This window comes from Deltaproteobacteria bacterium, from assembly GCA_005879535.1.
Taxonomy (GTDB): Bacteria; Myxococcota; Myxococcia; order Myxococcales; family 40CM-4-68-19; genus 40CM-4-68-19.
Genome location: VBKI01000070.1, coordinates 23,860 through 46,877, shown reverse-complemented (window position 1 = coordinate 46,877; position 23,018 = coordinate 23,860). Strand labels below are relative to the sequence as shown.

General features: G+C 69.5%; 19 protein-coding genes, 2 tRNA genes and 1 pseudogene. 13 read left to right on the top strand and 9 right to left on the bottom strand.

Going from position 1 to position 23,018, the window contains the following annotated elements; genetic code table 11:
- The first annotated feature begins 22 nt into the window (after positions 1–22).
- Genes E6J58_15585 through E6J58_15555 form a run of 7 tightly spaced genes read left to right on the top strand, consistent with a single transcriptional unit; the run spans position 23 to position 4,861 of the window.
- A complete protein-coding gene (locus E6J58_15585) occupies positions 23–424 on the top strand; it encodes a VOC family protein (protein TMB35616.1) in 402 nt (133 codons plus the stop codon).
- 10 nt (positions 425–434) lie between these two features.
- Complete coding sequence (locus E6J58_15580) at positions 435–1,097, top strand: protein-L-isoaspartate(D-aspartate) O-methyltransferase (protein ID TMB35615.1); 663 nt, start codon at positions 435–437, stop codon at positions 1,095–1,097.
- A gap of 53 nt (positions 1,098–1,150) precedes the next feature.
- Positions 1,151–1,606, top strand: coding sequence for a hypothetical protein (locus tag E6J58_15575; GenBank protein ID TMB35614.1), 456 nt, complete (start codon positions 1,151–1,153; stop codon positions 1,604–1,606).
- 36 nt (positions 1,607–1,642) lie between these two features.
- Positions 1,643–1,957 carry a hypothetical protein gene (locus E6J58_15570; GenBank protein TMB35613.1) on the top strand — a complete coding sequence of 105 codons (315 nt, stop codon included), beginning with the start codon at positions 1,643–1,645 and terminating at the stop codon, positions 1,955–1,957.
- Positions 1,954–2,583 carry a dTMP kinase gene (gene tmk, locus E6J58_15565; GenBank protein TMB35612.1) on the top strand — a complete coding sequence of 210 codons (630 nt, stop codon included), beginning with the start codon at positions 1,954–1,956 and terminating at the stop codon, positions 2,581–2,583. The genes E6J58_15570 and tmk overlap by 4 nt, the downstream gene beginning before the upstream one ends.
- Positions 2,580–4,139: a sigma-54-dependent Fis family transcriptional regulator gene (locus E6J58_15560; protein TMB35611.1), complete on the top strand. Its 1,560-nt coding sequence runs from the start codon at positions 2,580–2,582 to the stop codon at positions 4,137–4,139. Before tmk ends, E6J58_15560 begins: the two co-directional genes overlap by 4 nt.
- Positions 4,136–4,861, top strand: a complete 726-nt coding sequence (locus E6J58_15555) for a competence/damage-inducible protein A (GenBank protein ID TMB35610.1) — start codon at positions 4,136–4,138, stop codon at positions 4,859–4,861. The genes E6J58_15560 and E6J58_15555 overlap by 4 nt, the downstream gene beginning before the upstream one ends.
- Before the next feature lie 51 nt (positions 4,862–4,912).
- Here the strand turns inward: E6J58_15555 and E6J58_15550 are convergent, their stop codons facing one another.
- Together E6J58_15550 and hutH are read right to left on the bottom strand one after the other, a co-directional pair.
- A complete protein-coding gene (locus E6J58_15550; GenBank protein ID TMB35609.1) occupies positions 4,913–9,565 on the bottom strand; it encodes a hypothetical protein in 4,653 nt (1,550 codons plus the stop codon).
- Between the two features lie 308 nt (positions 9,566–9,873).
- On the bottom strand, positions 9,874–11,415 hold the full coding sequence (hutH, locus tag E6J58_15545) for a histidine ammonia-lyase (GenBank protein ID TMB35608.1): 1,542 nt from the start codon (positions 11,413–11,415) through the stop codon (positions 9,874–9,876).
- 76 nt (positions 11,416–11,491) lie between these two features.
- Here hutH and E6J58_15540 point away from each other — a divergent pair.
- The 3 genes and pseudogenes from E6J58_15540 (at position 11,492) to E6J58_15530 (ending at position 14,993) form a co-directional block, all read left to right on the top strand.
- Positions 11,492–12,687: pseudogene (locus E6J58_15540) on the top strand (aspartate kinase).
- A 2-nt stretch (positions 12,688–12,689) separates the two neighbouring features.
- On the top strand, positions 12,690–13,715 hold the full coding sequence (locus E6J58_15535; protein TMB35607.1) for a hypothetical protein: 1,026 nt from the start codon (positions 12,690–12,692) through the stop codon (positions 13,713–13,715).
- 90 nt (positions 13,716–13,805) lie between these two features.
- Complete coding sequence (locus E6J58_15530; GenBank protein ID TMB35606.1) at positions 13,806–14,993, top strand: glycosyltransferase family 2 protein; 1,188 nt, start codon at positions 13,806–13,808, stop codon at positions 14,991–14,993.
- Between the two features lie 85 nt (positions 14,994–15,078).
- Here the strand turns inward: E6J58_15530 and E6J58_15525 are convergent.
- The 4 genes from E6J58_15525 to E6J58_15510 form a co-directional block, all read right to left on the bottom strand.
- Positions 15,079–15,154 (bottom strand) — tRNA-Glu (locus E6J58_15525).
- A gap of 53 nt (positions 15,155–15,207) precedes the next feature.
- A tRNA-Gln gene (locus E6J58_15520) sits at positions 15,208–15,281 on the bottom strand.
- 41 nt (positions 15,282–15,322) lie between these two features.
- On the bottom strand, positions 15,323–15,682 hold the full coding sequence (locus E6J58_15515) for a hypothetical protein (protein TMB35605.1): 360 nt from the start codon (positions 15,680–15,682) through the stop codon (positions 15,323–15,325).
- The gene (locus E6J58_15510) at positions 15,679–17,055 is read right to left on the bottom strand and encodes a glutamate--tRNA ligase (GenBank protein TMB35604.1); all 1,377 of its coding nucleotides are present in this window, start codon (positions 17,053–17,055) and stop codon (positions 15,679–15,681) included. Before E6J58_15510 ends, E6J58_15515 begins: the two co-directional genes overlap by 4 nt.
- A gap of 38 nt (positions 17,056–17,093) precedes the next feature.
- Here E6J58_15510 and ggt point away from each other — a divergent pair, with 38 nt between their 5' ends.
- The 3 genes from ggt to E6J58_15495 are packed head-to-tail and all read left to right on the top strand — an operon-like array spanning position 17,094 to position 20,227.
- Positions 17,094–18,785 carry a gamma-glutamyltransferase gene (gene ggt / locus E6J58_15505; GenBank protein TMB35603.1) on the top strand — a complete coding sequence of 564 codons (1,692 nt, stop codon included), beginning with the start codon at positions 17,094–17,096 and terminating at the stop codon, positions 18,783–18,785.
- Positions 18,786–18,797: 12 nt separating this feature from the next.
- Positions 18,798–19,289, top strand: a complete 492-nt coding sequence (locus E6J58_15500; GenBank protein TMB35602.1) for a hypothetical protein — start codon at positions 18,798–18,800, stop codon at positions 19,287–19,289.
- Positions 19,286–20,227, top strand: coding sequence for a matrixin family metalloprotease (locus tag E6J58_15495; GenBank protein ID TMB35601.1), 942 nt, complete (start codon positions 19,286–19,288; stop codon positions 20,225–20,227). Before E6J58_15500 ends, E6J58_15495 begins: the two co-directional genes overlap by 4 nt.
- On the opposite strand, the gene E6J58_15490 is transcribed toward E6J58_15495, so the two are convergent.
- The 3 genes from E6J58_15490 to E6J58_15480 are packed head-to-tail and all read right to left on the bottom strand — an operon-like array spanning position 20,083 to position 22,945.
- Positions 20,083–21,162: a sterol desaturase family protein gene (locus E6J58_15490; protein ID TMB35600.1), complete on the bottom strand. Its 1,080-nt coding sequence runs from the start codon at positions 21,160–21,162 to the stop codon at positions 20,083–20,085. The two genes, E6J58_15495 and E6J58_15490, sit on opposite strands and share 145 nt — an antisense overlap.
- Positions 21,163–21,170: 8 nt before the next feature.
- On the bottom strand, positions 21,171–21,641 hold the full coding sequence (locus E6J58_15485; protein ID TMB35599.1) for a hypothetical protein: 471 nt from the start codon (positions 21,639–21,641) through the stop codon (positions 21,171–21,173).
- Positions 21,638–22,945, bottom strand: a complete 1,308-nt coding sequence (locus E6J58_15480) for an aspartate aminotransferase family protein (GenBank protein TMB35598.1) — start codon at positions 22,943–22,945, stop codon at positions 21,638–21,640. The genes E6J58_15485 and E6J58_15480 overlap by 4 nt, the downstream gene beginning before the upstream one ends.
- Positions 22,946–23,018: the final 73 nt, after the last annotated feature.

The window sequence follows — 23,018 nt, the reverse complement described above, 5'->3', positions numbered from 1 at the left end:
GGGGCTCCTTTATACTGGCCCGATGCCGCAGGTCCACGGACATCACCATCTCGCCATCCAGGTGAAAGACCTTCCCGCCGCGGAGCGCTTCTACGTCGAGGCGCTCGGGCTTCGCGTCCTGAGGCGGTGGCCGTGGGAAGACGGCCGCCCCGGCGAACGATCGGTGTGGTTGTCGGTGGGTGCGGGAGAGGAGTTCCTGGCGCTGGAATCGTGCGAGGCGGAACGTCCGGCCGCGCCGTTCCGGGACCCCCACGGTGGACTGCACCTGTTGGCGCTGCGCATCGTGCCCGGCGAGCGCAAGGCCTGGGAGCAGAAGCTCGCCTCGCTGGGAGTCCCGATCGTGCACCGGACGCGCTGGTCTCTTTACGTCCGGGATCCCGAGGGAAACCGCATCGGGCTTTCGCACTTCCCTCACGAGGGGTAGGTTGGGGAGCATGGAGGGCCTTCTCCCGCAGCCCCTCGAGGGACCGCTCGTGCGCCGGCTCATCGAGCAGGGAATCCGCGACTCGCGCGTGCTCGCCGCGTTCGGCCGCGTCCCGCGCCGGTTCTTCGTCCCCGACGATGCCCAGTTGTTCTCGGAAGGGGACCACCCGCTCGAGATCGGGTACGGCCAGACCATCTCGCAGCCTTACATCGTCGCGGCGATGACCGAAGCGCTTCAGCTCGAAGGAAACGAGCGCGTGCTCGAGGTCGGCACCGGCAGCGGCTACCAGACGGCGATCCTCTGCGAGCTCCTCCCCTTGGCGAGCATCGTCCGGACCATCGAGATCGTCCCCGAGCTTTCCTGGCGCGGGCAACGGACCCTGAAGGAATTGGGCTACGAGAACGTCGAGTTCCGGGTGGCAGACGGCTCGAACGGCTGGCCCGAGGCAGCGCCCTTCGATGCGATCCTCGTCGCCGCCGCGCCCGAAGTGGTCCCCCGGCCATTGCTGGAGCAGCTCGCGCCGGGCGGACGCCTGGTGATCCCGGTGGGGCCGGATCCAGACCACCAGGAGCTTCAGCTCTGGCGCAAGATCCCCGGGACTGGAGCTTTCGATCGCAAGGTCCTGATGCACGTCCGGTTCGTCCCTCTGACCGGCGATTCGCGCCTGCACTGACGGCATCAGGGCTGATCGGTTTGTCTTCTTGGCGGGCGCATCGCGGTGGTACGTTGCGCGCGATGCACTGCCCGATCTGCGAAACCGAGAACCCCGACGACTTACCGGAGTGCGCGACGTGCGGCGGTATGCTGCACGCCGCCGCGTCCCGCGCAGGCCAGCCCGTGACGCCGATCGAAGGTCTGGAGCCGACGGCGTTGGCACCGGCCGATCTGGCCGTCCAGACCGAACCGATCCCCGACATGGAACATACGCGCCTGGACGACTTCGGTGAGCGGATGCCGGCGCCGCCGGAGACGGCGACGTGTCCGTGGTGCGGGACAGCCTCGCTCGGCCTGGTCTGCGACTCCTGCGGTCGCCGCAAATCGCGTTACCTCGCTCCCCCTGTTGTGGAGGTGCGCCGGGTAGCCACCGGCGAGACGGTGACCTGTCCCTCGTGTTTCGCCCGCGTCGCGAAGGACGTCCGCTGCAGTGACTGCGGCGTGCCATTCCCGCTGCAAGAGCTGTGATTGACGGACGTGGCTGCGGGGAGTAGAGCGCGCGCGATGCACGAGCGGGCCGCCATGGAGCAGGAGCTTTCGATCCTGGCGGTCGCCGCCCGCGAGCGAAGGTCCGCCGACCTGTTCCTTCGGGCGGCGGTCGAGGGCTTGTGCTGGGCGCTGCTCGCCGGCGTCTGTGGAAAGCTCCTCTGGGACTCCCGCATCCCGCCGTTGTTCTTCTGGCCTCTCGTGCTCCTCGACCTGGTGCTGCTCTGGGACGCGGTGCGCCGCTATCGCGAGGGCCGCGTCAGCCTCCGCCGCGAGGTCCAGGTGGAAGCGCGATTGCGCGAGCTTCGTCTGGCCCTGGGGATCGATCCATGACGGTTCCCGGCCGCTTCATCGTCTTCGAGGGTCTCGACGGCGCCGGGACCACCACGCAGGCGCGCCTTCTCTCGGAGCGACTCCAGAAGCAGGGAAGAACCGTCTATCTCGCACACCAGCCCAGCGAAGGGTCGGTGGGGCTCCTGATCCGTCAGATCCTCGCCGGCCGCGCCGCCACCACGCAGGCGGACGGAAAGCTGGGAGTGGTCGACGAGAGGGTGATGGCGCTGCTCTTCGCCGCCGACAGGCTCGACCACCTCGGATCGCAGATCGACCCGCGCCTCGCCCGCGGGGAGGACGTGATCCTCGATCGGTACACGCTGTCCTCGCTCGCGTATCAGGGCGCCAGCGTCTCGCACGACTTCATCAACCACGCGAACCGCTTCGCGCGCCGGCCCGACCTCACCCTCTTTCTCTACGTGCCGGCGAATGTGGCGCTCGAACGGGTGCGGAGCCGCGGCGCGAAGCTCGAGCGGTACGAGACCGCCCAGCAACTCGGGCTCATCGAGCGCGAGTACTCGCGCCTGGTCGGCACCCTGGCCTCGGTGGTGTCCATCGACGGAACCCGATCGGTGACCGAGGTCGCCGATCTCTGCAACGCGGCGCTGCAACAGCAGCTGGGATGAGCGCCATGCCCATCGACTCCACACGCCTGGAAGAGCTCCAGATCGTCCGGCGGATCCGCGAGACGGTCCGGCGCTGGTGGGGCATCGAGCTCTCCTTCACCGACGCGCGAGGTCTCGTGCTGCAGCAGGGCAAGGGCATCATCGTCCCGCCCCAGAACCGGATCTGTACCGCCTGCCTCGGCGATCGCGAAGGCCTGCGCCGCTGCAACGAAAGCATCGAAAAGGCCGTGCAGAAGCTCTCGCGGGGCACCGAGCTGCTCGGGCCGTGTCACATGGGCCTCGAGATCGTCGGCACGCCCATCTCCTTCGCGGGCGAACGCCAGGGAGCGCTCTTCGCCTGCGGCTTTTTGGTGGAGGAGAAGGCGCGCGGCGCGCGCGACCGCGCGGTGACCACGGTGAAGGCGCTCTCCCTGCCGGTCATCCAACCGGAGGACGCGTTCGAAAGCATTCAGAGAATCGAGGCCCGCGAAGTGCCGCGCCTCGCCGACCTGATGGACACCACGGTCGAGGAGATCGACGCCTACCACGCCGCCGTGGCGCAGCGGGAGAGGCGGATCCGCGATCTGCAGGACGAGCTGGAGGGCCGGTACCGGTTCGCCGACATCATCGGCAAGAGCGACCCGATGCGAAGGCTGTACGGGTTGCTCGACAAGCTGGTCGCCAGCGACGTCACGGTGCTGATCCACGGGGAGAACGGCACCGGGAAGGAGCTGATCGCCCGGGCGCTCCACTTCAGCGGGCCGCGCAAGGACAAGCAGTTCGTCGCCCAGAACTGCTCGGCGCTCAACGACCAGCTCCTCGAGTCGGAGCTGTTCGGGCACGTGAAGGGATCGTTCACCGGCGCCACCCGCGACAAGCCGGGCCTGTTCAAGGTCGCCGACGGCGGCACGTTCTTCCTCGACGAAGTCGCGGACATGAGCCCGGCGATGCAGGTGAAGCTCCTGCGCGTGTTGCAGGAGGGAACCTTCGTGCCCGTGGGCGGCACCAAGCCGGAGAAGGTGGACGTCCGCATCATCGCGGCCTCCAACAAGGACTTGCGGGAGGCGGTCCTGCGCCGGGAGTTCCGCGAGGATCTCTTCTACCGCCTCCACGTCGTCGCCCTCGAGGTGCCGTCCCTGCGCGAGCGCCTCACCGATCTTCCGCTGCTGGTCGATCATTTCCTCGACGCCGTGGCCCAGCGGACGGGAAAGCCGCGCAAGAGGCTGCACCCCGAGCTGATGGCCGCTTTCTACGAATGGCGCTGGCCGGGCAACGTGCGCGAGCTGGAGAACGAGATCGAGCGGCTCTGCGTGCTCGCCGGCGATGCCGACGTGATCCCGCCGGAGCTTCGCGCGCAGCGGGCGGCGAAGGCTCCCGCCAACGCCGCGCACCTGGCGGCGCTCGTGCAACAAGGTTTGGGTAGCGATCTCGCCACGGCGGTCGGGGCGTTGGAGAAGGAGCTGATCGAGACCGGGCTGCGGGAAACGAGAGGGAACCGCAGCAAGCTCGCGGAGAGGCTCGGCGTGTCGCGCACCACGCTGATCAAGAAGATCCGAGAGTACGGCATCGCCGAATGAGCACCGCCGCCATTCTCGTGATCGGCAACGAGATCCTCTCTGCGAAGGTGCAGGACGAGAACGGTCCGTTCCTCGCCCGCGAGCTGCGCGCCCTCGGGGTGGACCTGCGCCGCGTCGAGACGGTGCCCGACGAGGTGCCGCTGATCGTCGACGCCCTGAAGCGGTGCCTCGCGCAGGCGCAGTGGGTCTTCACCAGCGGGGGGATCGGCCCGACGCACGACGACGTCACCATCGCCGCCGTCTCGCAGGCCTTCGGCCGCGCGGTGGTGCTGGACGAACGGACCCTGGAGCTGCTCCGCGCGCGCTTCGGCGAGCCGCTGAAGCCCGCCTTGCGCCGGCTCGCGGAGGTGCCGCAGGGTTCGCGCGTCGAATTCCACGAGGGGTACGTGTTCCCGGTGATCTCGCTGGAGAACGTCGTCATCCTCCCCGGGGTCCCGTCGCTCTTGCGAGAAGGGTTCATGCGGATCCGTGACCGCTTCCGCGTCTCGCCCATCCATTCCAGGGCGCTGTACTTCTCGGTGGGGGAGGCGATGCTTGCGGAGCATCTCGATGCGACGGTCGCGCGCTTTCCAGCGGTGGGGATCGGGAGTTATCCGCGCTTCGACGACGCGGACCACCGCGTCAAAGTCACGTTCGATTCGCGCGATGAGGGGCAGGTGCGCGCCGCGGCGGAGTTCCTCAAGTCGCGGCTGCCCGGCGGAGTGATCGTCCGCGAGGAGTGAGAGTACGGGTCCAAAACCTGGCCGCAGTGCGCGCCTTGCGGCGCGGAGCGGCTACTTCGCGCGGATCGCGAGATACGCCTCGCTGACGGCGAATCTCGCCAGGCGCGCGACCTCCGGCCGCTCCAGCCCGCCCTGGACCTCGCTGCAGACGATGGAAATGGCGGGCGCCGGATCGCCGCAGATCGCGAGAGCGACGCGCTCCGCGCTCTCACGGATCCCGAGCGCGAGCGCGTCCCAGTCCGGCGCCGGTTCCGCGGCGACGTTCGCCGCCAGCCAAGAGAGCGTCTCGCGCGCCTCCTGACCAAAGTATGGCGCGAGCCGCTCGCCAAGCACCGGATCCGCAGGAGGAAGATGGGAGAAATCCGTTTCGACCGGCGCGGCGATGCGCACGATCTGGCCCACGAGGCTGGCGAGGCCCGGGCCCGGGAGATGGGCGATCGCGTGCGTGCCGCGGCGGATGTGCGCGAGCGCCCGTGCGTAGAGGAACCGCTGCTGGCGAGGGGACCAGTGCTTGGGGACTTCGGAGCCGACGAGAATGCCCGGCGGTTCCGCCGCGACGGGCGCGACGACGCCGGGCTCCGTGCGCGAGAGATACAGGGCCGGCTCCGTCATCCCCAGAGCGCGGGCAATGGCGGCCACGACCCGGCGCACGGGGTTGTCGCCCTTGACCACCGCTCCCCGCCTGCCGCTCATGTCCGTGGCCAGCGCTCTGGCGAGCTCGGGTGCGGCCGCCGCGAGGAGATCCCGCGCCGCTCCGGCGTCGCTCGAGGCCCGAACCGAGGCGTCGTCGGCGATCTGGGGCAATTCCACCGGCGGCGGACGGCTGGAGCTCGCCTCGTGGCGAGTGCGCTCCTCGGGCTCCGCAGCTCCGAGCCCGGCGAGGACGGCCGCCGCACAGAATGAGCCGTCGGGCCGCGACTGCGCCTCGAACAGCTTGCCCAGAGCGCGGATCGGCTCGACGGACGGATTGACCTCGAAGAGCGCGAGCTGGGCCTCGACGCCGTCGGACGAGCCGCCCAGCTCAGCTACGTGCCGGAGAGCGGCGACGTTGCCGGGCTCGTGGACCAAGGCGAGGCGGAAGGCCTGCAATGCCGCCTGCGGCTGTCCTTCGGCGAGAAGCCGGCGCCCGAGGGCCTCGCTCCACTCGGCGAGCTGCGCCTGGGTCGGACCGGGATCCGTCGCGGCGGGAAAAAGATCGAGCAACCGCCGATAGAGGCGCACGGCGTCGGGCGCGGGGAGTGACCGCGCTCCCGAGGCGAGGTGCATCAGCACCGCCGGCTCGATCCCCTCGAGCGAGCCGAGCAAGGAGAGGGCCTTTTGCGCCTCGCCGGTCTCGGCGTAGAGCCGTCCGAGGCGCAGCCTCCACGACGGCGCGCGTGGGTCTTCGCCGGCGATCTCGATGCGCTTGCGCAGCGCCTCGGCGGCGTCGCGGGCGCGTCCCGCGGCCTCTCCCGCGTCCGCGCGCAGCTCCAGCGCGTCCGGATTGCCGGGATCGCGTGCCAGTGCCCTGCCGGCGGCGAAGAATGCCGCGGGAGCGTCGGCGAGCTCGCGCAGCTCGAGCTTTCCTGCCTCGATCCACGCGCGGGCGCCCAGCTTCGGGTCGGCGTGGGCATGGCCGATGCGCTCGTGGATTCCCGCGAGCCCCCGGACCGAATCGTTGCCGAGGACGGCGCGCAGCTTGGCCGCGACTTCGGCGTTTCCCGGATCTCCTTCCAGGACGGTCGCGAGTCGCTCGACGGCGTCGTCGTCCTGGCCCATGTCGGCGGCGAGCAGCGCCGATTCGACCATCGCTCCGGCGTTGCTCGCGACCGAACCTTCCTTGGCGAGCAGGCGGGCCACCTCGGCTTCGTCGCCGAGAAGCCCGGCGATGTGACGCGCGCCCTTCAATGCGACCAGGGAAGCCGGCTCGCTCGCCAGGGCCTGGCGGTAGGCGGCCGCCGCCTCCTTCATCCGGCCTTGCTCGACGAAGATCTGCGCCTGCTCCAGCGCGAGCGCGGCCCGCGTGTCTCCGTCGGCGAACGAGCAGCGGAAGGCGAGGTGGTCCGCGAGCACGGACTTCTGTCCGCTGCCTCGCAGCACGTCCTCGACCACGTCGAGCGCGACCCGATCCTGGGGGTTGAGCGCCAGCGCCCGCCGGTACTCAGCGATGCCCTGGTCCCGCTCCCCGGCCGCCAGGCGGTCCTCTCCGGACTCCGCGCGCAAGAGAGCGGCAACGCGCGGGTCCTGGCATCTGGAGGCGAGCCGGCCGCGCAGCTCGACGCGCTCCTTGCGGGCCGCGGCGGTCGCTTCATGCGCGATCAACCCGAGCAGCTCGGCGGCCGCCTCGAGGTCTCCAGGCGCGTCGGCGAGCAGCGCCCGCAGGAGCGACGCCGCCTTCTCGGGCTGCCCGGCCCGGTGCGCATAGAGGGAGGCTGCCCAGCGCCGCGCCTCGTTGCGCTCGGAGAGCGGTTGGGCAACGGCGGCGAGGTGCTCGCAGGCCAGAGCCGCCTCCGCCGGCTTTTCCGTCCAGGCGAGAAGGCGCGCCAGCTGCGACCAGGCGAACGCGGCCTGCGGATGCTGCTGCGTTGCTGCCTTGTAGAGATCGATGGCGCGCAGCGGATCGCCGACGCGCCACTCCGCCGCCTCGGCCGCCCGCCCGTAAGCCTCCGCCCGCGGATGTCCCTCGGGGACCGTCTCGGCGACGTGTACCAGCGCCGCGAGTGCCGCCGCGTGATCGCCGCGGCGGAGCTGCAGCCGGACGAGCCGCCGGAGCACCGCGAGGTCGAGCCCGGCGAGCGTCAGCGCCTGGGTGCAAGCGTACACCGCCTCGTCGACGCGTCCTTCCTCCTCGAGGAGCATGGCGCGCTCGGCCTGCAGCGCCGCCGCCCGCTCGGGCGCCGTGTGGCGCGCTTCTTCCTGCAGCAGCTCGATGCGCTCGCGGCTCGGGATCGTGCTGAGGGCGAGCAGCGCGTTGCGCGCCGTGGACGAGCCGGGATCGACCCCGCGCGCCTTGCGCAAGAGCGTGGTGGATCGCACGTCGTTGCCCGCGGCCCGGGCCAGCTCGCTCGCCTCGACCAGCAGGTCCGCGGCGTCCGAGCCGGAGGTGGAATCGGCGCGCGCTTCCAGCGCTTGCGAGAGCTGGGCGAAGTCCCTCAGCTTGAAGGCGAACGTGCACCAGGTCTCCAGCCCTCGTGGGCTGACGAGGCCGCGGGCCATCTCGGCCGCCCGCCGGGCGAGAGCGATGCTCCGCTCCGGCTCGGCTTCGCTCACCAGCGCTGCGGCGCGCGCGAGAAGCTCGGCGCCGATGGCGCGGGGAAGCTGGACCGAGGCGTGCTCGAGAAGGTCGGCGAGCTGGTCTCCCGCCATCAGGCCGGGCAGCGTGCGCGTCAGAAGCCGGAGCGCGGGAAGGTGCTTCGGCACGAGCTTCAGCGCGCGCTGGGCGAGTGCCGCGGCCTCTGCACGCCCGCCGGCGCGTTCGTGCCAGACCCCGGCCTCGAGATAGTGCGCCGCCGCCTCGTCGGGCGCATGCGTTTCCAGCGCCTCGCCGAGCGCGATGAACCGTTCCGCGGCGGAGCCCGGATCGCGCTGCGTGACCAGTCGCGCGTGGAGCGCGATCGCCGCCGCGTCTCCGGGGTTGTCGGCCAACGCCTCGGAGAGGAGCTGCTCCTGCTCGAGCGGGTCGGACAGCAGCAGCGCCGTGCGCATCTTGAGATGGGCGCGCTCGGTCGCCTCGATGCTTCCCGCGGCGCGCTGGCGGAGCACGTCGGCGAGGTCCGGCGACTTCTGCTGCTCGGAGAGCTCGCTGCGCAGCGCGAGCAGCGCGCCGTCGCGGCGGTTGTCCTCGAGCGCGGCGGTGGCCTCCGCCAGGCCTTCGGAGACTCGACCCAGGCGGTACGCCGCGATGGCGGCTGCCAGCGCCCGGTCGGCGGCGCCGGCGGTCCGATCGGCCCGCTGCCGGCAGAGGCGGAGAACCGTCTCCCAGTCGTTGCTCGAACGTGCGCGCAACAGCGTCGCGAAGAACCCGATGGCGTCGTTGGGATCCGCCTGGTGCAGCTTGTGGACCACCTCGTCGTGCAGCTGCGTGATATCCCCGGACGCACCATCCGGTTGCGCTCGCAGCGCGTCGAGCAGCAAGACCGCCCGCCGCAAGTGCTGCGCTTTGTAGACGGGGTCGCGCGTGGCGCGCGCGGAACGGATCAAGAGGGTCGCGGTGCGCGCCCGATCGCCCTCGCGCTCGGAGGCCTCGACGCTCGCTTTCAGGAGGGCTGGATGCTCGGGCGCGAGGCGGAGCGCGCCGTCGATCAGTTTCTTCGCGTCTTCCACCCTGCCGAGCTCACGAAGGAGCAACGCCTGTGCGCGCAGCGATTCCGCGCGTTCGCCGTCGTCGTCCAGCAGCGCTTCTTCGCGGTGATGGAGCGCGAGCGCCTTGTCCTTCCGCCCGGCGGCGGCGAAGAGGCGTCGAGCGGACTCGAGGTTGGGCCGGTATCGCGGGTTCAAATCGAACGCGTTCTGGTAGCAGACGGCAGCGCTCTTCGCGTCTCCGAGCTGCTCGAGGAAGATTCGCCCCATGGCGTGGTGCACGGGCGCAGCGGAGGGAACGTTGCCGAGGGCGGCCGCTTCGCTTTCCAGGTGCGCCAGAGCGTCCTTCGCAGCCTGGATCTCCTCGTCGCTCGGATCGCGCTGCGGGGCCGGAACCGGAAGCTCCTCGGTGACGATCGAGTCCATGGGGAGCCCGAGGGTACCAGAGCGCAACGGGTGCAGTCCGCTTCCGTGCGCGGTGGTCGCGCGCTCTTCGCCGAGGGAACGGAGCCGCTTGTGGGACGATGTGCGGCTCTTACGTCCCGAGGCAGCGCGCGGACCCCCGCGGCGCTGCGGGACAGCCGGCGCGACCCCGCGCCGGGCTAGTCCCGAGGCAGCGCGCGGACCCCCGCGGCGCTGCGGGACAGCCGGCGCGACCCCGCGGCGGGCTAGCCCCGAGGCAGCGCGCGGACCCCCGCGGCGCTGCGGGACAGCCGGCGCGACCCCGCGCCGGGCTAGTTCAATCCGGCCGCGGCCCTCGCGGCGCTCTCGATCTCCGGCATCATCTGCCGCACCGCGGCGATGTCCCTGTGCAGCTCGCGGTCTTCGTCCATGTGCGACACCCGGCTCCGGATCCGCTCGTGCGCGGCCGCCGCTCCCGCCCCGGCCCGGAGGGGCTTGCGCAGATCGAGCGCCTGGGCCGCGACCAGCAGCTCGATGGCGAGGCCGGTGCGGGCATTCTCCACCGCCGTCCGGGCCTTGACGGCCGCCGTCATCCCCATGCTGACGTGATCCTCGCGTCCCGCGGACGAGGGAATGGTGTCTACACACGCCGGATGCGCGAGCACCTTGGTCTCCGCTGCCAGCGCGGCTGCTGTGACCTGGGCAATCATGAAGCCGGAGTTGAGCCCGCTGTTGCGGGCGAGAAACGGTGGCAGACCGGAGAGGGAGGGATTGACGAGCTGCTCGACGCGCCGCTCCGAGATGGTCTGCAGCTGCGCGCAGGCGATCGCGAGCAGGTCCAGTGCCTGTGCCACCGGCTGACCGTGGAAGTTGCCACCGCTGACGATGGTGCCGGCGGAGACGTCGTCGAGATCCTCCGCGAATACCAGGGGATTGTCGGTGGCGGCGTTGGCCTCGACCGCGAGCGTCCGGCGGATGAAGGCGAGGGCGTCGCGCGCGGCTCCGTGCACCTGGGGAGCGCAGCGCAGGGAGTAGGGATCCTGCACCTTGTCGCACTGCTCGTCCTGGTGCGCGGCGTTGATCTCGCTGCCGGCGAGCAGAGCCCGCAGTTCGGCCGCCACCCGGGTCTGGCCTTCGTGGCCGCGGATCCGGTGGATGGCGGCGAGGAAGGGCCGATGCGACCCCATCAGGCCTTCCACCGTCATTGCGGCGGCGATGTCGGCGACCCGCGCGCAACGCTCGGCTTCCAGCAGCGCCAGCGTCCCGACCGCCTGCATCGCCTGCGTGCCGTTCACCAGCGCCAGACCTTCCTTCGCTTCCAGCACCACCGGCTGGAGCCCGGCGCGCGCGAGCGCATCCCGGCCCGGGAGGCGGTTCCCCCCGAAGAAGGCCTCTCCCTCGCCGATCAGCACGAGCGCGAGGTGCGCGAGCGGGGCGAGATCGCCGCTGGCGCCCACGGACCCCTTCTCGGGCACGACGGGGATGACATCCCGCTGCAGCATCTCCAGCAGGAGCTCCAGCGTGGTTTCCCTTATGCCCGAATACCCACCGGACAGTACGTTCGCGCGCAGGAGCATCAGCGCGCGCACCTCGTGAAGCGGAAGGGGTGACCCGGTGCCCGCCGCGTGCGACAGGATGAGGTTGCGCTGCAGCTTGCGCAGGTCGCTCTTCGGGATCGACACCTCCGCCAGCGTCCCGAATCCGGTATTGATGCCGTAGGTGGGGGTATCGCCCGCGGCGATGCGCTCGACGAGCGACCGGGCGGCGCGCACGCGGTCCCGGGCCCTGGGCGCGATCTCGACGCGTGCCCCTCCGAGCGCCGCGGCGCCCACTTCCTCGAGTGTCAGTTTCTCGCCCGAGAGAACGATGCGCATGCGCCGCTTGTACACCAGAGCGGGCGCCCGCGGTTCCTTTACCCGGCCGCGCCCGGTCCACGATATGTTCCGCTAGATGCTCATCGTTCAGAAGTATGGCGGCACCTCCGTGGGAGACGCCGATCGCATCCGCAACGTCGCGCGGAAGGCGATCGCGACGCGGAAGGCCGGCCACGACGTGGTCGTCGTCGTGTCCGCCATGGCCGGGGAGACCAACCGGCTGCTCAAGCTCACGAGCGAATTCTCCAGGCGCCCCAGCCAGCGCGAGCAGGACGTGGTGGTCTCGACGGGTGAGCAAGTGTCGGTAGGCCTTCTCGCGCTCGCCATCCAGGAGATGAAGGGAAGGGCACGCAGCTTCCTCGGGCATCAAGTGCGGATCCTCACCGACTCGGCGTTCGCCAACGCGCGCATCCGCAGCATCGACGACGTCAAGCTGCGCGAGAGCCTGCGCAAGAAGGAGATCGCCGTCGTGGCCGGTTTCCAGGGCATCGACGAGCAGGGGAACATCACCACGCTCGGGCGCGGAGGATCGGATACCACCGCGGTCGCGCTCGCCGCCGCCCTCAAGGCGGACTCGTGCGAGATCTACACCGACGTCGATGGGGTCTACACCACCGATCCGCGCGTCTGCGACCGGGCCCGCAAGCTCGCTCGCGTCCGAAGGTCCTGCAGATCCGCAGCGTCGAGTTCGCCATGAAGTACAAAGTGCCACTCTGGGTGAAGTCGTCGTTCGGCGACGAGGCGGGTACCCTGGTCTGCGAGGAGGACGCAGCGATGGAGGAAGTGCTGGTCAGCGGGATCGCGCTCACGCGCGACGAGTCGCGGTTCGTGATCCGCAGCGTCCCCGACAAGCCGGGCATCGCGGCCAAGGTGTTCGGCTCCCTGGCCGAGCAGGGGGTCGTGGTCGACGTCATCGTCCAGACGCCTGCCAAGGAAGACGGTCGCACCGACATGGCGTTCACCGTCGGCCGCCTCGATGCGGAAAAGACCAGCGAGCTGGTCCGCAGGATCGGCAAGCAGATCGGCGCCGGGAAGGTGGAGCACGAGGAGGGCATCGCGAAAGTGAGCATCGTGGGCGTCGGGATGCGCAACCACGCGGGCGTCGCGGCCAAGATGTTCCAGGTGCTCGCGGACGAGGGCGTGAACATCCGCGTGATCAGCACTTCGGAGATCAAGATCTCGTGCCTGATCGACGAGAAGTATGCCGAGCTGGCGGTCCGGGCGCTACACACCGCGTTCGGGCTCGACAAGAGCGACACCGCCAAGAGCTGACCATGGTCATCGAGTGCAGCCGCTGCCACGCCGTCTTTTCCCTCCAGGAGGGGGCGGTTGCGGCTGCCGAAGCTCCGTTCAGCGTCGAGTGCGGCCGTTGCCACGCCGTCTTCGAGGTGGCGGCGCCGCAGGCGGCTGCCGCGTCTCCGGCACCCGATGTGCCCGTTGCGCCCGCCGTCGTCGCCGTCGACCCGCCGGAGCTTCCACTCGTGCAGACCGGAGTCGCGGAGCCAGAGGCGCCGGGGCCGATCACTTCGGTTGCCGCCGATCGCGCGTCGCGCGCACGCTGGCCGGTGCTGCTCGGGATTCTTGCCCTCGCGAGCGTCGCCGGAATCGCGCTGCACCGCCGCGAGCGGGTTCGCGAGCTCGACGAGAAGGTGCGGCAGGGTCGAGAGAAGATGTTCCTCGACGATACCCGGAGCCTCGAGGACGCCACCAGGCTGTTCACCGAAGCAGCGCGCAGCGCGCCTGGTCGCGCCTTGCCGGAGGCGGAGCGGGCATTCTCGCTGCTGCTGCGGGCCGCGGCGCACAAGGATCTCTACGAGCGCGTTCCCGCGCCCGAGCGGGACGAGGAGGGCCGCGCGGCGGCGCGGCTGCTGCAACAGGGCGCCGCGGCGGCGCGGCAGGCATTCGCGGAGGACAAGGACGACGTTGCCGCGCTCCGCGCGATGGCGTTTGCTGAAGCGATTGCCGGAACCGCGGACCGGGCGGTCGCGCACGCCGATCAGGCCGAACGCGCGGCGCCGCGCGATGCTTGGGTGTTGTACGCCAAGGCCGCGGCTGCGAAAGCAAACCGCGCCCACGAGAAGGCCGTTCAGGGCCTCTCCGAAGCGCGTCAGATCGAGCCGAGGTTGCTCCGTGCCGACGTGGACCTCGCGGACATCTCGCTCGACCGCGGCGATCCCGCCGGCGCCCGGCAGCTCCTGGAGAGGGTCCTGAGGCGCAACCCGCAGCACGAGCGCGCGCGACGTATCTTGTCGCTGATTCCTCCTGAGGCTGGGTATCGGCCGCCACAGGGTGGGAACTGAAGTTCCCATCAGGGAAGTGTGTCGGTATCCGGGGCAGTCGCGTGCCTGCGGCGCCGCCGCCGAGGCACGGCGATTGCTGCGGACTGGCGCATGCTCGCCGTCGTGTTCTGGGTCGCAGTCGGATGCGTCCTGCACACCTACGTGATCTATCCGCTGCTACTCGTCGCGCTCGATGCGATCGCGCAGGCGCGCGGCGCCTGGGGGTACCTGGGCGGAAATGAGCGTCGCCGTCCGCCCGCCCAGATTGGCCTGCCCAGCGTCTCCGTCCTGATCGCGGCCTTCAACGAGCAGGATTGCATCGCGCGGCGAGTCGAGAACCTGCTCGCCCAGGACTATCCGCCGGACAAGCTGGAGATCCTGATCGGCTCCGACGCCTCGACCGACGAGACCGACGCCATCGTCCAGCGGTACGGGGCGCGCGGGGTGAAGCTCTCGCGCGCAGAGCGCTGCGGCAAGGCCGGAGTCCTCAGCCGGCTGGTGGCGCTCGCCAAGGGCGACGTCCTGGTGATGACGGACGCGAATACCGAGTTCGAGCGCGACGCCATCCGGCATCTCGTACAACCATTGCGCGACGACGAGGTGGGCCTGGTCTGCGGGCGGCTGCGGCTGCACTCTCCGGCGGGCGCCCCTGTCACGGAAGGCGCCTACTGGAAGCTCGAGAGCCTGCTCAAGCTGTACGAGTCGCGGCGCGGCTGCGTGATGGGGGCCAACGGAGGAATCTACGCCGTCCGCAAGGATCTCTTTCCGCCGCTGCCGGCAGGGACCGTCGTCGACGACTTCGTCGCCGCGTTGCGGGTCCTGGCGGCAGGCTCCAAGGTGGCCTACGAGCCCGAGGCGGTCGCGCACGAAGAGACTGCTCCCGATCACGTCGGCGAGTACCGGCGGCGTGTCCGCATCGCGGCGGGCGGCTTCCGGGCGCTCTCGCAGCATCGGGACCTGCTCTCGCCGCGCCATGGGTTCACCGCGTTTGCGCTCTGGTCGCACAAGGTGCTCCGCTGGTTCGTGCCGCACGCCCTGGTGGTGGCCTTCGTCGCCAACCTGTTCCTGGCGCGGGCGGGCACCTTCTACTCGCTCGCCCTGCTCACGCAGTGCACCGCGTACGCGCTCGCCGCGCTCAGCCTCCTGGGGATGACGCCGCGGCACGTGCGGGCCGTCGCCGATGCGGCCGCTCATTTCGTCGAGATGAATGCCGCGCTGCTGGTGGGATTCGTCAAATACAGCCGGGGCGCCCAGGGGCAGACCTGGATGCGGACGGACCGCCCGGCGCGGGCAGCGTAGCCGCAGCGCGCCAGGAGGCTTGGCGGCTACTGGCTTTGCCTGTACCACGTAAAAGAGCCCGCCAGTCTCACCCTGGCGGGCCAATTGGTGACCCCAACGGGATTCGAACCCATGTTTGAGGCGTGAGAGGCCTCCGTCCTAGGCCGCTAGACGATGGGGCCGCCTTTCCTTTGCCGCTCCCGCGACTCTGACCCACAGGGTACTACACCCTCAATGGTTGGGGGACCAGGATTCGAACCTGGATAGTAGGAGTCAGAGTCCTACGTCCTGCCGTTAGACGATCCCCCAGCGAACGGGGACGCGCTAACTACAAAAGCACCCCCGCGCTGTCAAGGCGACTTGCCTTTCGCCGGCGGCTGCGGCGGCGCCTGCGCAGGCGGCAGGATGTACACGCGCACTTCACCGCGTCCGGCCTCGTACAGATTGACGCCTTCCCACTCGCCCTTCTCGGAGTTCTCGATGTGCATCGCGCGGACTGCCGTCTGGCTGTGCAGCGTTCGTCTCGTGTACTTCCCCGGCGGATATGCGCGCCGGTAGAACTTCACCGCCTCGTCCCAGGGCTGCGGCAGGCGGTACCGGTCGTCGTCGATCTTCACCGCCCCGTCGGGAAGGATGAAGCCGCGCGCCTTGAACCCTTCTGCCGCAACCGCCGCCGTGGCGGCGAGCAGCACCGCGAACACCACTCTCATCGGGTCTTCTCCAGCGCGGCATCGATGCGCCGCAGCGTCCGCTCCTTGCCGAGCAGCGCGATGGTCTCGAACAGCGGAGGGCTGACGGTGGTCCCGGTCACCGCTACGCGCACCGGTTGCGCGACCTTGCCGAGGCCGAGGCCGCGCTGCTCGGCCAGGGCGCGAAAGGCGTGCTCCATGGCCTGCGGTCCCTGGGGGAAGGTCCGGTCGATCAGCGTCCGCGCCTCGACGAGCAATGGCCTGGCCTCCTGGGTCAACTGTTTCGCCACCGCCTTGTCGTCGTATGCGGGAAGCTCCGCGGTCATATACGCGCGCCAGGCATCGCGGATCTCGTTCAGGTTCCGCGCCCGCTCCTGCATCAGGGCGGCGAACTGCGCCGAGACGCCGGTCTGCTTCGCGATCTCCTCCGCTGGCGTCATCTTGATCCACTGCTGGTTCAGCCATTCCAGCTTCTGCGGGTTGAACACCCCGGCGTTGGCGCCCACATGCTCCCAGTCGAACTTCTCGATCAGCTCGGGAATGGTGAAGATCTCCTGATCGCCGTGCGACCAGCCGAGGCGCGCGAGGTAGTTCACCAGCGCGCCCGGCAGGTAACCATCGTCGCGATACTGCAGGACGTTGACTGCGCCGTGCCGCTTGGAGAGCCGCTGCTTGTCGGCGCCGAGGATCATCGGCAGGTGCGCGAACTGCGGCACCGGGTACCGCAGCGCCTGGTACATGAGGATCTGCCGCGGCGTGTTCACGACGTGGTCGTCGCCGCGGGCGACCATGCTGATCTCCATCTCGATGTCGTCGACCACGGCGCCGAAGTTGTAGAGCGGCACTCCGTCGGCTCTGAGGATGACCTCGTCCTGCAGCTCCTTGTGCTGGGTGGTGATCTCGCCCTTGACCAGGTCCGTGAACGTCGTGGCTCCCTCGTCAGGCATGCGGAACCGCACCACCGAGCCCGGCGTCCCGCGCGGCAGATTCTTGTCGCGGCAGGTGCCCGGGTACTTGAAGCCCCGCTTCTCGCGCGCCGCCTGCTCGCGGAGCCGATCCAGCTCCTCCTTCGTGCAGTCGCAGCGGTACGCCTTGCCCTTCGCGATCAAGTCTTCCGCGTGCTTGTCGTAGGTGGCGAGCCGCTGCATCTGGAAGTACGGCGCGTGCGGGCCTCCCACGATCGGACCCTCGTCCCAATCGAGGCCCAACCACTTCATCCCGTCGATGATGGCCTGCTCGCTCTCCTGCGTGCTGCGCGACTGGTCCGTGTCCTCCACGCGCAGGACGAACACGCCCTTGTTCTTCCGCGCCCACAGCCAGTTGAACAGGGCGGTGCGCGCCCCGCCGATGTGCAGGTACCCGGTCGGCGAGGGTGCGAAGCGGACGCGAACCATGGGGGCAGCCGAGATAGCAGAAGTTATAGTGCGCCGCCATGCTCCTGCTCGCGCTGTTGCTCGCGTTCCCCGCGGTATCGCCCCGCGGCGCCGTCGCCGCGGCCCACCCGCTTGCCGCCGAGGCGGGCGCATCCATGCTGCGCCGCGGCGGCAACGCGGCGGACGCGGCCATCGCCGCGGCCTTCGCGCTCAGCGTCGTCGAGCCGCAGAGCTCGGGACTCGGCGGGGGCGGATTCGCGCTGATCTACACGGCGCGGACGAGACAGGTGCACGTGCTCGACTTCCGCGAAGTGGGCCCGCGCGCTGCGCGGCCGGACATGTACGTGCAGAACGGAGAGGCGCGGCAGGACCTCGCCAACGCCGGCCCGCTCAGCGTCGCCGTTCCCGCAGCGGTGAAGGGATACGCCGAGTTGCTCAAGCGCTTCGGAAAGAAACCGCTCGCGCAGGTCGTCAGCCCCGCCGAGCAGATCGCGCTCCGCGGGTTCCAGGTGAACGTCCAGTTCGTGCGCGCTTCCGAGTGGCGTCTGGAATGCCTCGCCGCCGATCCGGAGGCGGCGCGGATCTTCTTGCGCCGGGGAGACGACGGCGAATATGAGGCGAAGCAGCCCGGAGACAAGCTCATCCAGCCGGATCTCGCGCGCACCCTGCACGCCATCGGAGAGCGGGGTCCCGACGCGTTCTACAAGGGACGGATCGCGAAGAGCATCGTCGACACCCTCGCCGCGCGCGGCGGAGTGCTCGCGCCCGACGACCTGTCGCGGGTCCAGGTTCGCGAGCGGCAGCCGATCGAGTCGACGTATCGCGGTTACCGCATCGTCAGCATGCCGCTGCCTTCGAGCGGCGGATTCATCGTCTCCGCGCTGCTCAACGTGCTCGAGCGCGAGCAGCCCAGGGCGGGAGGCTATCGGCCGGACCGCTTCCTGCACGCGATGATCGAGGCCGAGAAACGGCTCTATGCCGTGCGGCAGAGGCTGGGCGACCCCGACTTCAATCCTGGTGTCGAGGAGCGGGTGCGGCGGATGGTCGCCAAGGACTTCGCCGGAGATCTCGCGCGGCAGATCGGCGAGCAGGCGACGCCGACGGCCCAGGTCGTGGTCCAGCAGGAGCATGGAACGACCCATGTCTCGGCCGTGGACGAAGAAGGAAATGCGGTCGCGCTCAACACCACCGTGAACGACGCCTTCGGCTCCTGCGTCGTTCCCAAGGGGACGGGTTTCCTCCTCAACGACGAGATGGACGACTTCGCCGTCGCCGCCGGTGTTCCCAACGCGTACGGCGTCCGAGGCGACGTGGAGAACGCGCCGGGCCCGGGGAAGGTGCCGCTCTCGTCCATGGCGCCGACGTTCGTCTTCGCTCCCGACGGCGCGCTGCTGCTCGCCATCGGCTCTTCAGGCGGAGCGTCGATTCCGACCACGGTCGTGCAGGCCATCGTGCACGTGATCGACGACGGCATGCCGGTCGATCGCGCCATCGCTCAGCCGCGCCTGCACCACAATCTCTACCCCGACCTCGTCCGCGTGGAGCCCAGCGGGCTGGAGGCCGCCACTGCGCGAGCCCTGGAGCAGCGCGGACACAAGTTGCAGTTCGGCGGCGAGCCTTTCCAGGATCACGGTCCCGGCTTCTTCGACACGCTGTGGGGAAAAGCCTGCGGGATACAGATCGACGCCGACACGCGCTGGCGCGTCGCCGCCTGCGACGTTCGCAACGACGGTGGCGGCGCGATTCCGTAGTACCCTCGCTTGATGCTGCTCGCGCTGCTCATCGCTGCGACGGTCCAGGGACCGTTCGACATCGAGTCGTTGACCGCATCGGCGGACGCGGTCGTGTACGGGCGCGTGATCCGGCGGACCAGCGCGTGGACGAAGGGGGGCGGACAGATCTTCACCGCCGTCGTCCTTCATTCCATCGAGGCATGGAAGGGCACGCCGGCAGGGGAGGTGACTGTCCTCGTGCCTGGCGGCGAAGTCGGCGATCTCTCCCAGACGGTGCAGGGCGCCGCCGCCTTTCGTGACGGCGAGGAAGTGGTGGTGTTTCTGCACCGACGCGCGCCCGGAACGTACGGCGTCGAGGGCATGGCGCTGGGAAAGTTCGCTGTCGGAGCGCCGGCGGATCTGCCGAAGCGCGCCATGCGCGATCGGCACGGGCTGACCTGTCTACGCTGTGCGCCCGCCGAACAGGACGATCTCTCGCTCGACGAGCTGCGCGCCCGCGTCCTGCGGAGCGCCCGGCGGTGAAGCGTGTCGCGGTCGTTCTCCTCTTCTGCGCCTTGCCCGCGCGCGCATGGGTGCGCACGAAAACGAACGGCACCGGCCTGTGTGTGTGGTGGCAGAGCCGCGGCCACGGCTTCCAGATCGACTCGCAGGGCACCCCGGATGCGCCCACCGCCGACACCTTCGCCGCCATTCGCAGCAGCCTCGCGACCTGGGCGGCGGTCTCCTGCACCGATCTCGCGTTCCCCGAGGAGTCTCTCTCCACCTCTGCGCAAAACCGGCTCGTCGGCTACTTCCAGGGGAGCACGAACCACAATCTGGTGCTGTGGCGGACGCGCGCGTGCCGCGACGTCGTTCCCGCCAACGACCCCTGCCTGACCCAAGGCGGATGCTCGAACGCCTACGACTGCTGGGATGACAGTCACGGCGATAGCGTCATCGCTACCACGACCACCACCGCCAACCGTCTCACCGGCCAGATCCTCGACACCGACATCGAGCTGAACGACGCGCCCTCCAGCGCCGGAACGAAATTCACCTTCAGCGTCGTCGACGTCCTCCCTTGCCCGACCGCGTCCGGGACGGGCTGCATCGACGTCCAGAACACGGTCACGCACGAGGCCGGCCACACGCTGGGACTCGATCACTCGCTGGACTCGAATGCGACGATGTACGCCAATGCGCCGCCGGGGGAGACGAGCAAACGTCGCCTGGGAACGGACGACATCGCCGGCATCTGCGCCATCTACCCGAAAGGACAGCCCACGGTGACCTGCCTTGCGCCGGAATCGTCCTCGGGCTGCGGCTGCTCGCAGGCTCAGACCGGACCGGGCGCCGCGCTGGGCGCGCTCGCGCTCCTGCTCCAGATCAGACGCCGATCGAGAAGAAGGCCCCAGCTCGCCATCAGCGCCAGGACGAAGCCAGCGACGGCGATCCGCTTCCAGAGCGGCAGCGAGAACTGAAACCAGAGCAGCAGGAAGGTCGCGACGATTCCGATCACCAGCGTCGTGGCAAGCCACGCCAACTGACGTCCCGTGAGCTCGGCCGCGTGCTTCCGCTGCTCGGCGCGGGTGATCTCCGGCGCGGGCGGATGGCCCCATTCGGGACCCCGGAAGAGCGCACGCAGGCGGTCGAGCCCGCGCATCGTCCGGGCTCGCCGGCCGATCTCGAGGAAATGGTATACCTGCGCCTTGAGCGGGTCGAAGCTCCGGAGCGGCTTCACCAGCCCGTAGACGGGTTGCTCGCGCTCCTCGACGTACGTGCCGAACAGGCGATCCCAGATGCAGAGCGTCGCCGCGTAGTTGCGGTCGAGGTATCGGGGATTGATCGCGTGGTGCACGCGATGCTGCGACGGCGTGTTGAAGATCCACTCGTACCAGCCGAGCCTTCCCACCAGCTCGGTATGGATCCAGAACTGGTACAGGGTGCTCAGCGAGTCGACGACGAGGAAGGTCGCCGGCGGGATGCCGATCAGCGCCAGGGGAAGGTGCAGCGGCCAGATGGTCCAGACCGAGAGCACGGCCTGCCGCAGGGCGACGGCGAAGTTGTAATCCTCGCTCTGGTGGTGCACGGCGTGGACCGCCCAGAGCAGGTTCACCCGGTGCGAGAGGCGGTGCCACCAGTAGTAGACGAGGTCGACCGCCACGAAGGCGATCACCCACGGCCAAGGGGAGCCCTCGCGAAAGGTGAACAGGCGGTGCTGGTACAACCAGACGTAACCGCCCGTGATCACGGCGACTTCGAAGACCAGCAGGATCTGCTGCGTCATGCCGCAAGAGAGGTCGGCGACGACGTCCGCGAACCGGTAGAGCTTGAGCCCGCGGCGCTTTGCCGCCCACAGCTCGACGCCGATGAGCAGGAAGAAGAACGGGATCGCCAGCGCAATCAGGTTCGGCATACGGCGCCCTACTCGGGAGGATCTTCCTCCAGATCCTCGTCGTCGTCCGGTTCCGCGAGGGGGGAGGGCGCCGTCTTGACACTGGGAAGGTCGTCCAGCTTCTTCACCGATAACCGCCTGTCATCCTCGCGCGCGCTGAGGGCGAGATGGCCCTGCGCATCCACTTCGAACGTAACCATGACGCGCGGCTCCGCAGCCCGGGCCGGGGACACACCGTCCACTTCCCACCATGCCTCGGACTTGAGGTTCGCCGCCGTCCGTCCGGCGCCGCGCAGCACATGCACCAGCAGCCGCTTTTCGTTGTCCTTCGCGGTGGTGAAGCTCTCCGTAGCGCTGGTGGGGATCTCGCTGCCCTGCGAGAAGAGCTGCGACGCCGATCCTCCCGGCTGCTCGACGGAGATGGCTTCGCCGAGCGAAGGCGGCCGAGCCTGACGCTTGCACGCGACCACGAGCAGGATGGCGAGTAGCGCTCTTCTCATTGCTTCAACGCCTCTCCGAGCGCCTCGCCGAGCAGCCGGATCGCGTCGTCGATCTGCCCTTTGTTGACCACCATCGGCGGCGCGATGCGCAGCGCGTTCCCGTACAGGCCTCCTTTTCCGATCAGAAGACCGCGCTTGCGCGTCGCCTCCATCAGCCGGTTCGTCCCCTGCGGGTCGGGCTCCTTCGTACCGCGATCCTTCACCAGCTCGATCGCCTGCATCAGCCCCATCCCGCGGACCTCGCCGATGCCCTGGAAGCGCTGCTGCAGCGACTCGAGCCCTTCCCGCAGCGCCTTGCCCATCATCTGCGCATTGAAGAGCAGCTTCTCCTCCTCGATGATCTTGAGGGTCGCGCCAGCGGCCGCCATGCTGATCGGGCTGGCGCCGAACGTCGAGATGTTCGCGAACGTGCCCTTGTCGGCCACCGCAGCTTTCGCCATCGTCAAGCCGATCGGCTGCCCATTGGCCATGCCCTTGGCGCTGGTGAGGATGTCGGGCTCGACGCCGTACTGTTCGACGCCCCACCACTTGCCGCCCGTGCGGCCCCACGCGGTCTGCACCTCGTCGGCGATGAACAGGCCGCCCGCATTGCGCGCGATCGGCACGGCGATCTCGAAGTACTCCTTCGGCGGCGTGATGAATCCGCCGACGCCCATGATCGGCTCCGCCATGAAGGCGGCGATCTCGCCGTCGGTCGTGGTCTCGATGAGGGACTTGAGATCTTTTGCGCAGGCGACGCCGCAATCGGGGTACTTCAGGCCGAAGTCGCAGCGATAGCAGTACGGCGCATGGGCGAAGCGGATGCCGGACACCTCGCTCTGCGTGCGGGGCCGGTAGTGCTTGTTGCCCATCATGCTCAGCGCCAAGGTCCCGCGGCCCGCATAATTGTGGCGGAGGACGACCAGTTCGTGACGTCCCGTCGCCTCCTTCGCCAGCGCCACGGCGGTCTCGTTCGCCTCGGTGCCGGAGTTGGTGAAGAAGACCTTCGCCTGCTCCTTCATCGGCTTCAGCTGCACGAGCTTCTCGGCCAGCTGCAGCTGCGGCACCGTGGGATAGAGCGTCGAGACGTGCACCAGCTTGCGCTGCTGCGCGATGGCGGCCTCGGTCACCGCCGGATGGCAGTGGCCGACGCTGACCGTGAGGATGCCGGCGAAGAAGTCGAGGTACTCGCGCCCCTCCACGTCCTTGACGAACATTCCCCGGCCGGACTCCAGCGGCAGCGCCTCCTCGTAATAGGTGCCGACGTTGGGGAACAGCAGCTCCTTCTGCTTGCGGCGGATCGTTTCTGCGAGGTTCTCAGCCATTCTCGGTCGCCTCGGGAAAGAGGTCGGCCGAGAATAGCATCTCGATACCGGCGGAGGCGGCGAAACGGAGGGG

Excerpts from the sequence above, each read along its gene's own strand:
- E6J58_15585 (TMB35616.1), top strand. The coding sequence starts at position 23 with ATGCCGCAGGTCCACGGACATCACCATCTCGCCATCCAGGTGAAAGAC.
- E6J58_15580 (TMB35615.1), top strand. The coding sequence starts at position 435 with ATGGAGGGCCTTCTCCCGCAGCCCCTCGAGGGACCGCTCGTGCGCCGG.
- E6J58_15570 (TMB35613.1), top strand. The coding sequence starts at position 1,643 with ATGCACGAGCGGGCCGCCATGGAGCAGGAGCTTTCGATCCTGGCGGTC.
- tmk (TMB35612.1), top strand. The coding sequence starts at position 1,954 with ATGACGGTTCCCGGCCGCTTCATCGTCTTCGAGGGTCTCGACGGCGCC.
- E6J58_15560 (TMB35611.1), top strand. The coding sequence starts at position 2,580 with ATGAGCGCCATGCCCATCGACTCCACACGCCTGGAAGAGCTCCAGATC.
- E6J58_15555 (TMB35610.1), top strand. The coding sequence starts at position 4,136 with ATGAGCACCGCCGCCATTCTCGTGATCGGCAACGAGATCCTCTCTGCG.
- E6J58_15550 (TMB35609.1), bottom strand. The coding sequence starts at position 9,565 with ATGGACTCGATCGTCACCGAGGAGCTTCCGGTTCCGGCCCCGCAGCGC.
- hutH (TMB35608.1), bottom strand. The coding sequence starts at position 11,415 with ATGCGCATCGTTCTCTCGGGCGAGAAACTGACACTCGAGGAAGTGGGC.
- E6J58_15535 (TMB35607.1), top strand. The coding sequence starts at position 12,690 with ATGGTCATCGAGTGCAGCCGCTGCCACGCCGTCTTTTCCCTCCAGGAG.
- E6J58_15530 (TMB35606.1), top strand. The coding sequence starts at position 13,806 with ATGCTCGCCGTCGTGTTCTGGGTCGCAGTCGGATGCGTCCTGCACACC.
- E6J58_15515 (TMB35605.1), bottom strand. The coding sequence starts at position 15,682 with ATGAGAGTGGTGTTCGCGGTGCTGCTCGCCGCCACGGCGGCGGTTGCG.
- E6J58_15510 (TMB35604.1), bottom strand. The coding sequence starts at position 17,055 with ATGGTTCGCGTCCGCTTCGCACCCTCGCCGACCGGGTACCTGCACATC.
- ggt (TMB35603.1), top strand. The coding sequence starts at position 17,094 with ATGCTCCTGCTCGCGCTGTTGCTCGCGTTCCCCGCGGTATCGCCCCGC.
- E6J58_15500 (TMB35602.1), top strand. The coding sequence starts at position 18,798 with ATGCTGCTCGCGCTGCTCATCGCTGCGACGGTCCAGGGACCGTTCGAC.
- E6J58_15490 (TMB35600.1), bottom strand. The coding sequence starts at position 21,162 with ATGCCGAACCTGATTGCGCTGGCGATCCCGTTCTTCTTCCTGCTCATC.
- E6J58_15485 (TMB35599.1), bottom strand. The coding sequence starts at position 21,641 with ATGAGAAGAGCGCTACTCGCCATCCTGCTCGTGGTCGCGTGCAAGCGT.
- E6J58_15480 (TMB35598.1), bottom strand. The coding sequence starts at position 22,945 with ATGGCTGAGAACCTCGCAGAAACGATCCGCCGCAAGCAGAAGGAGCTG.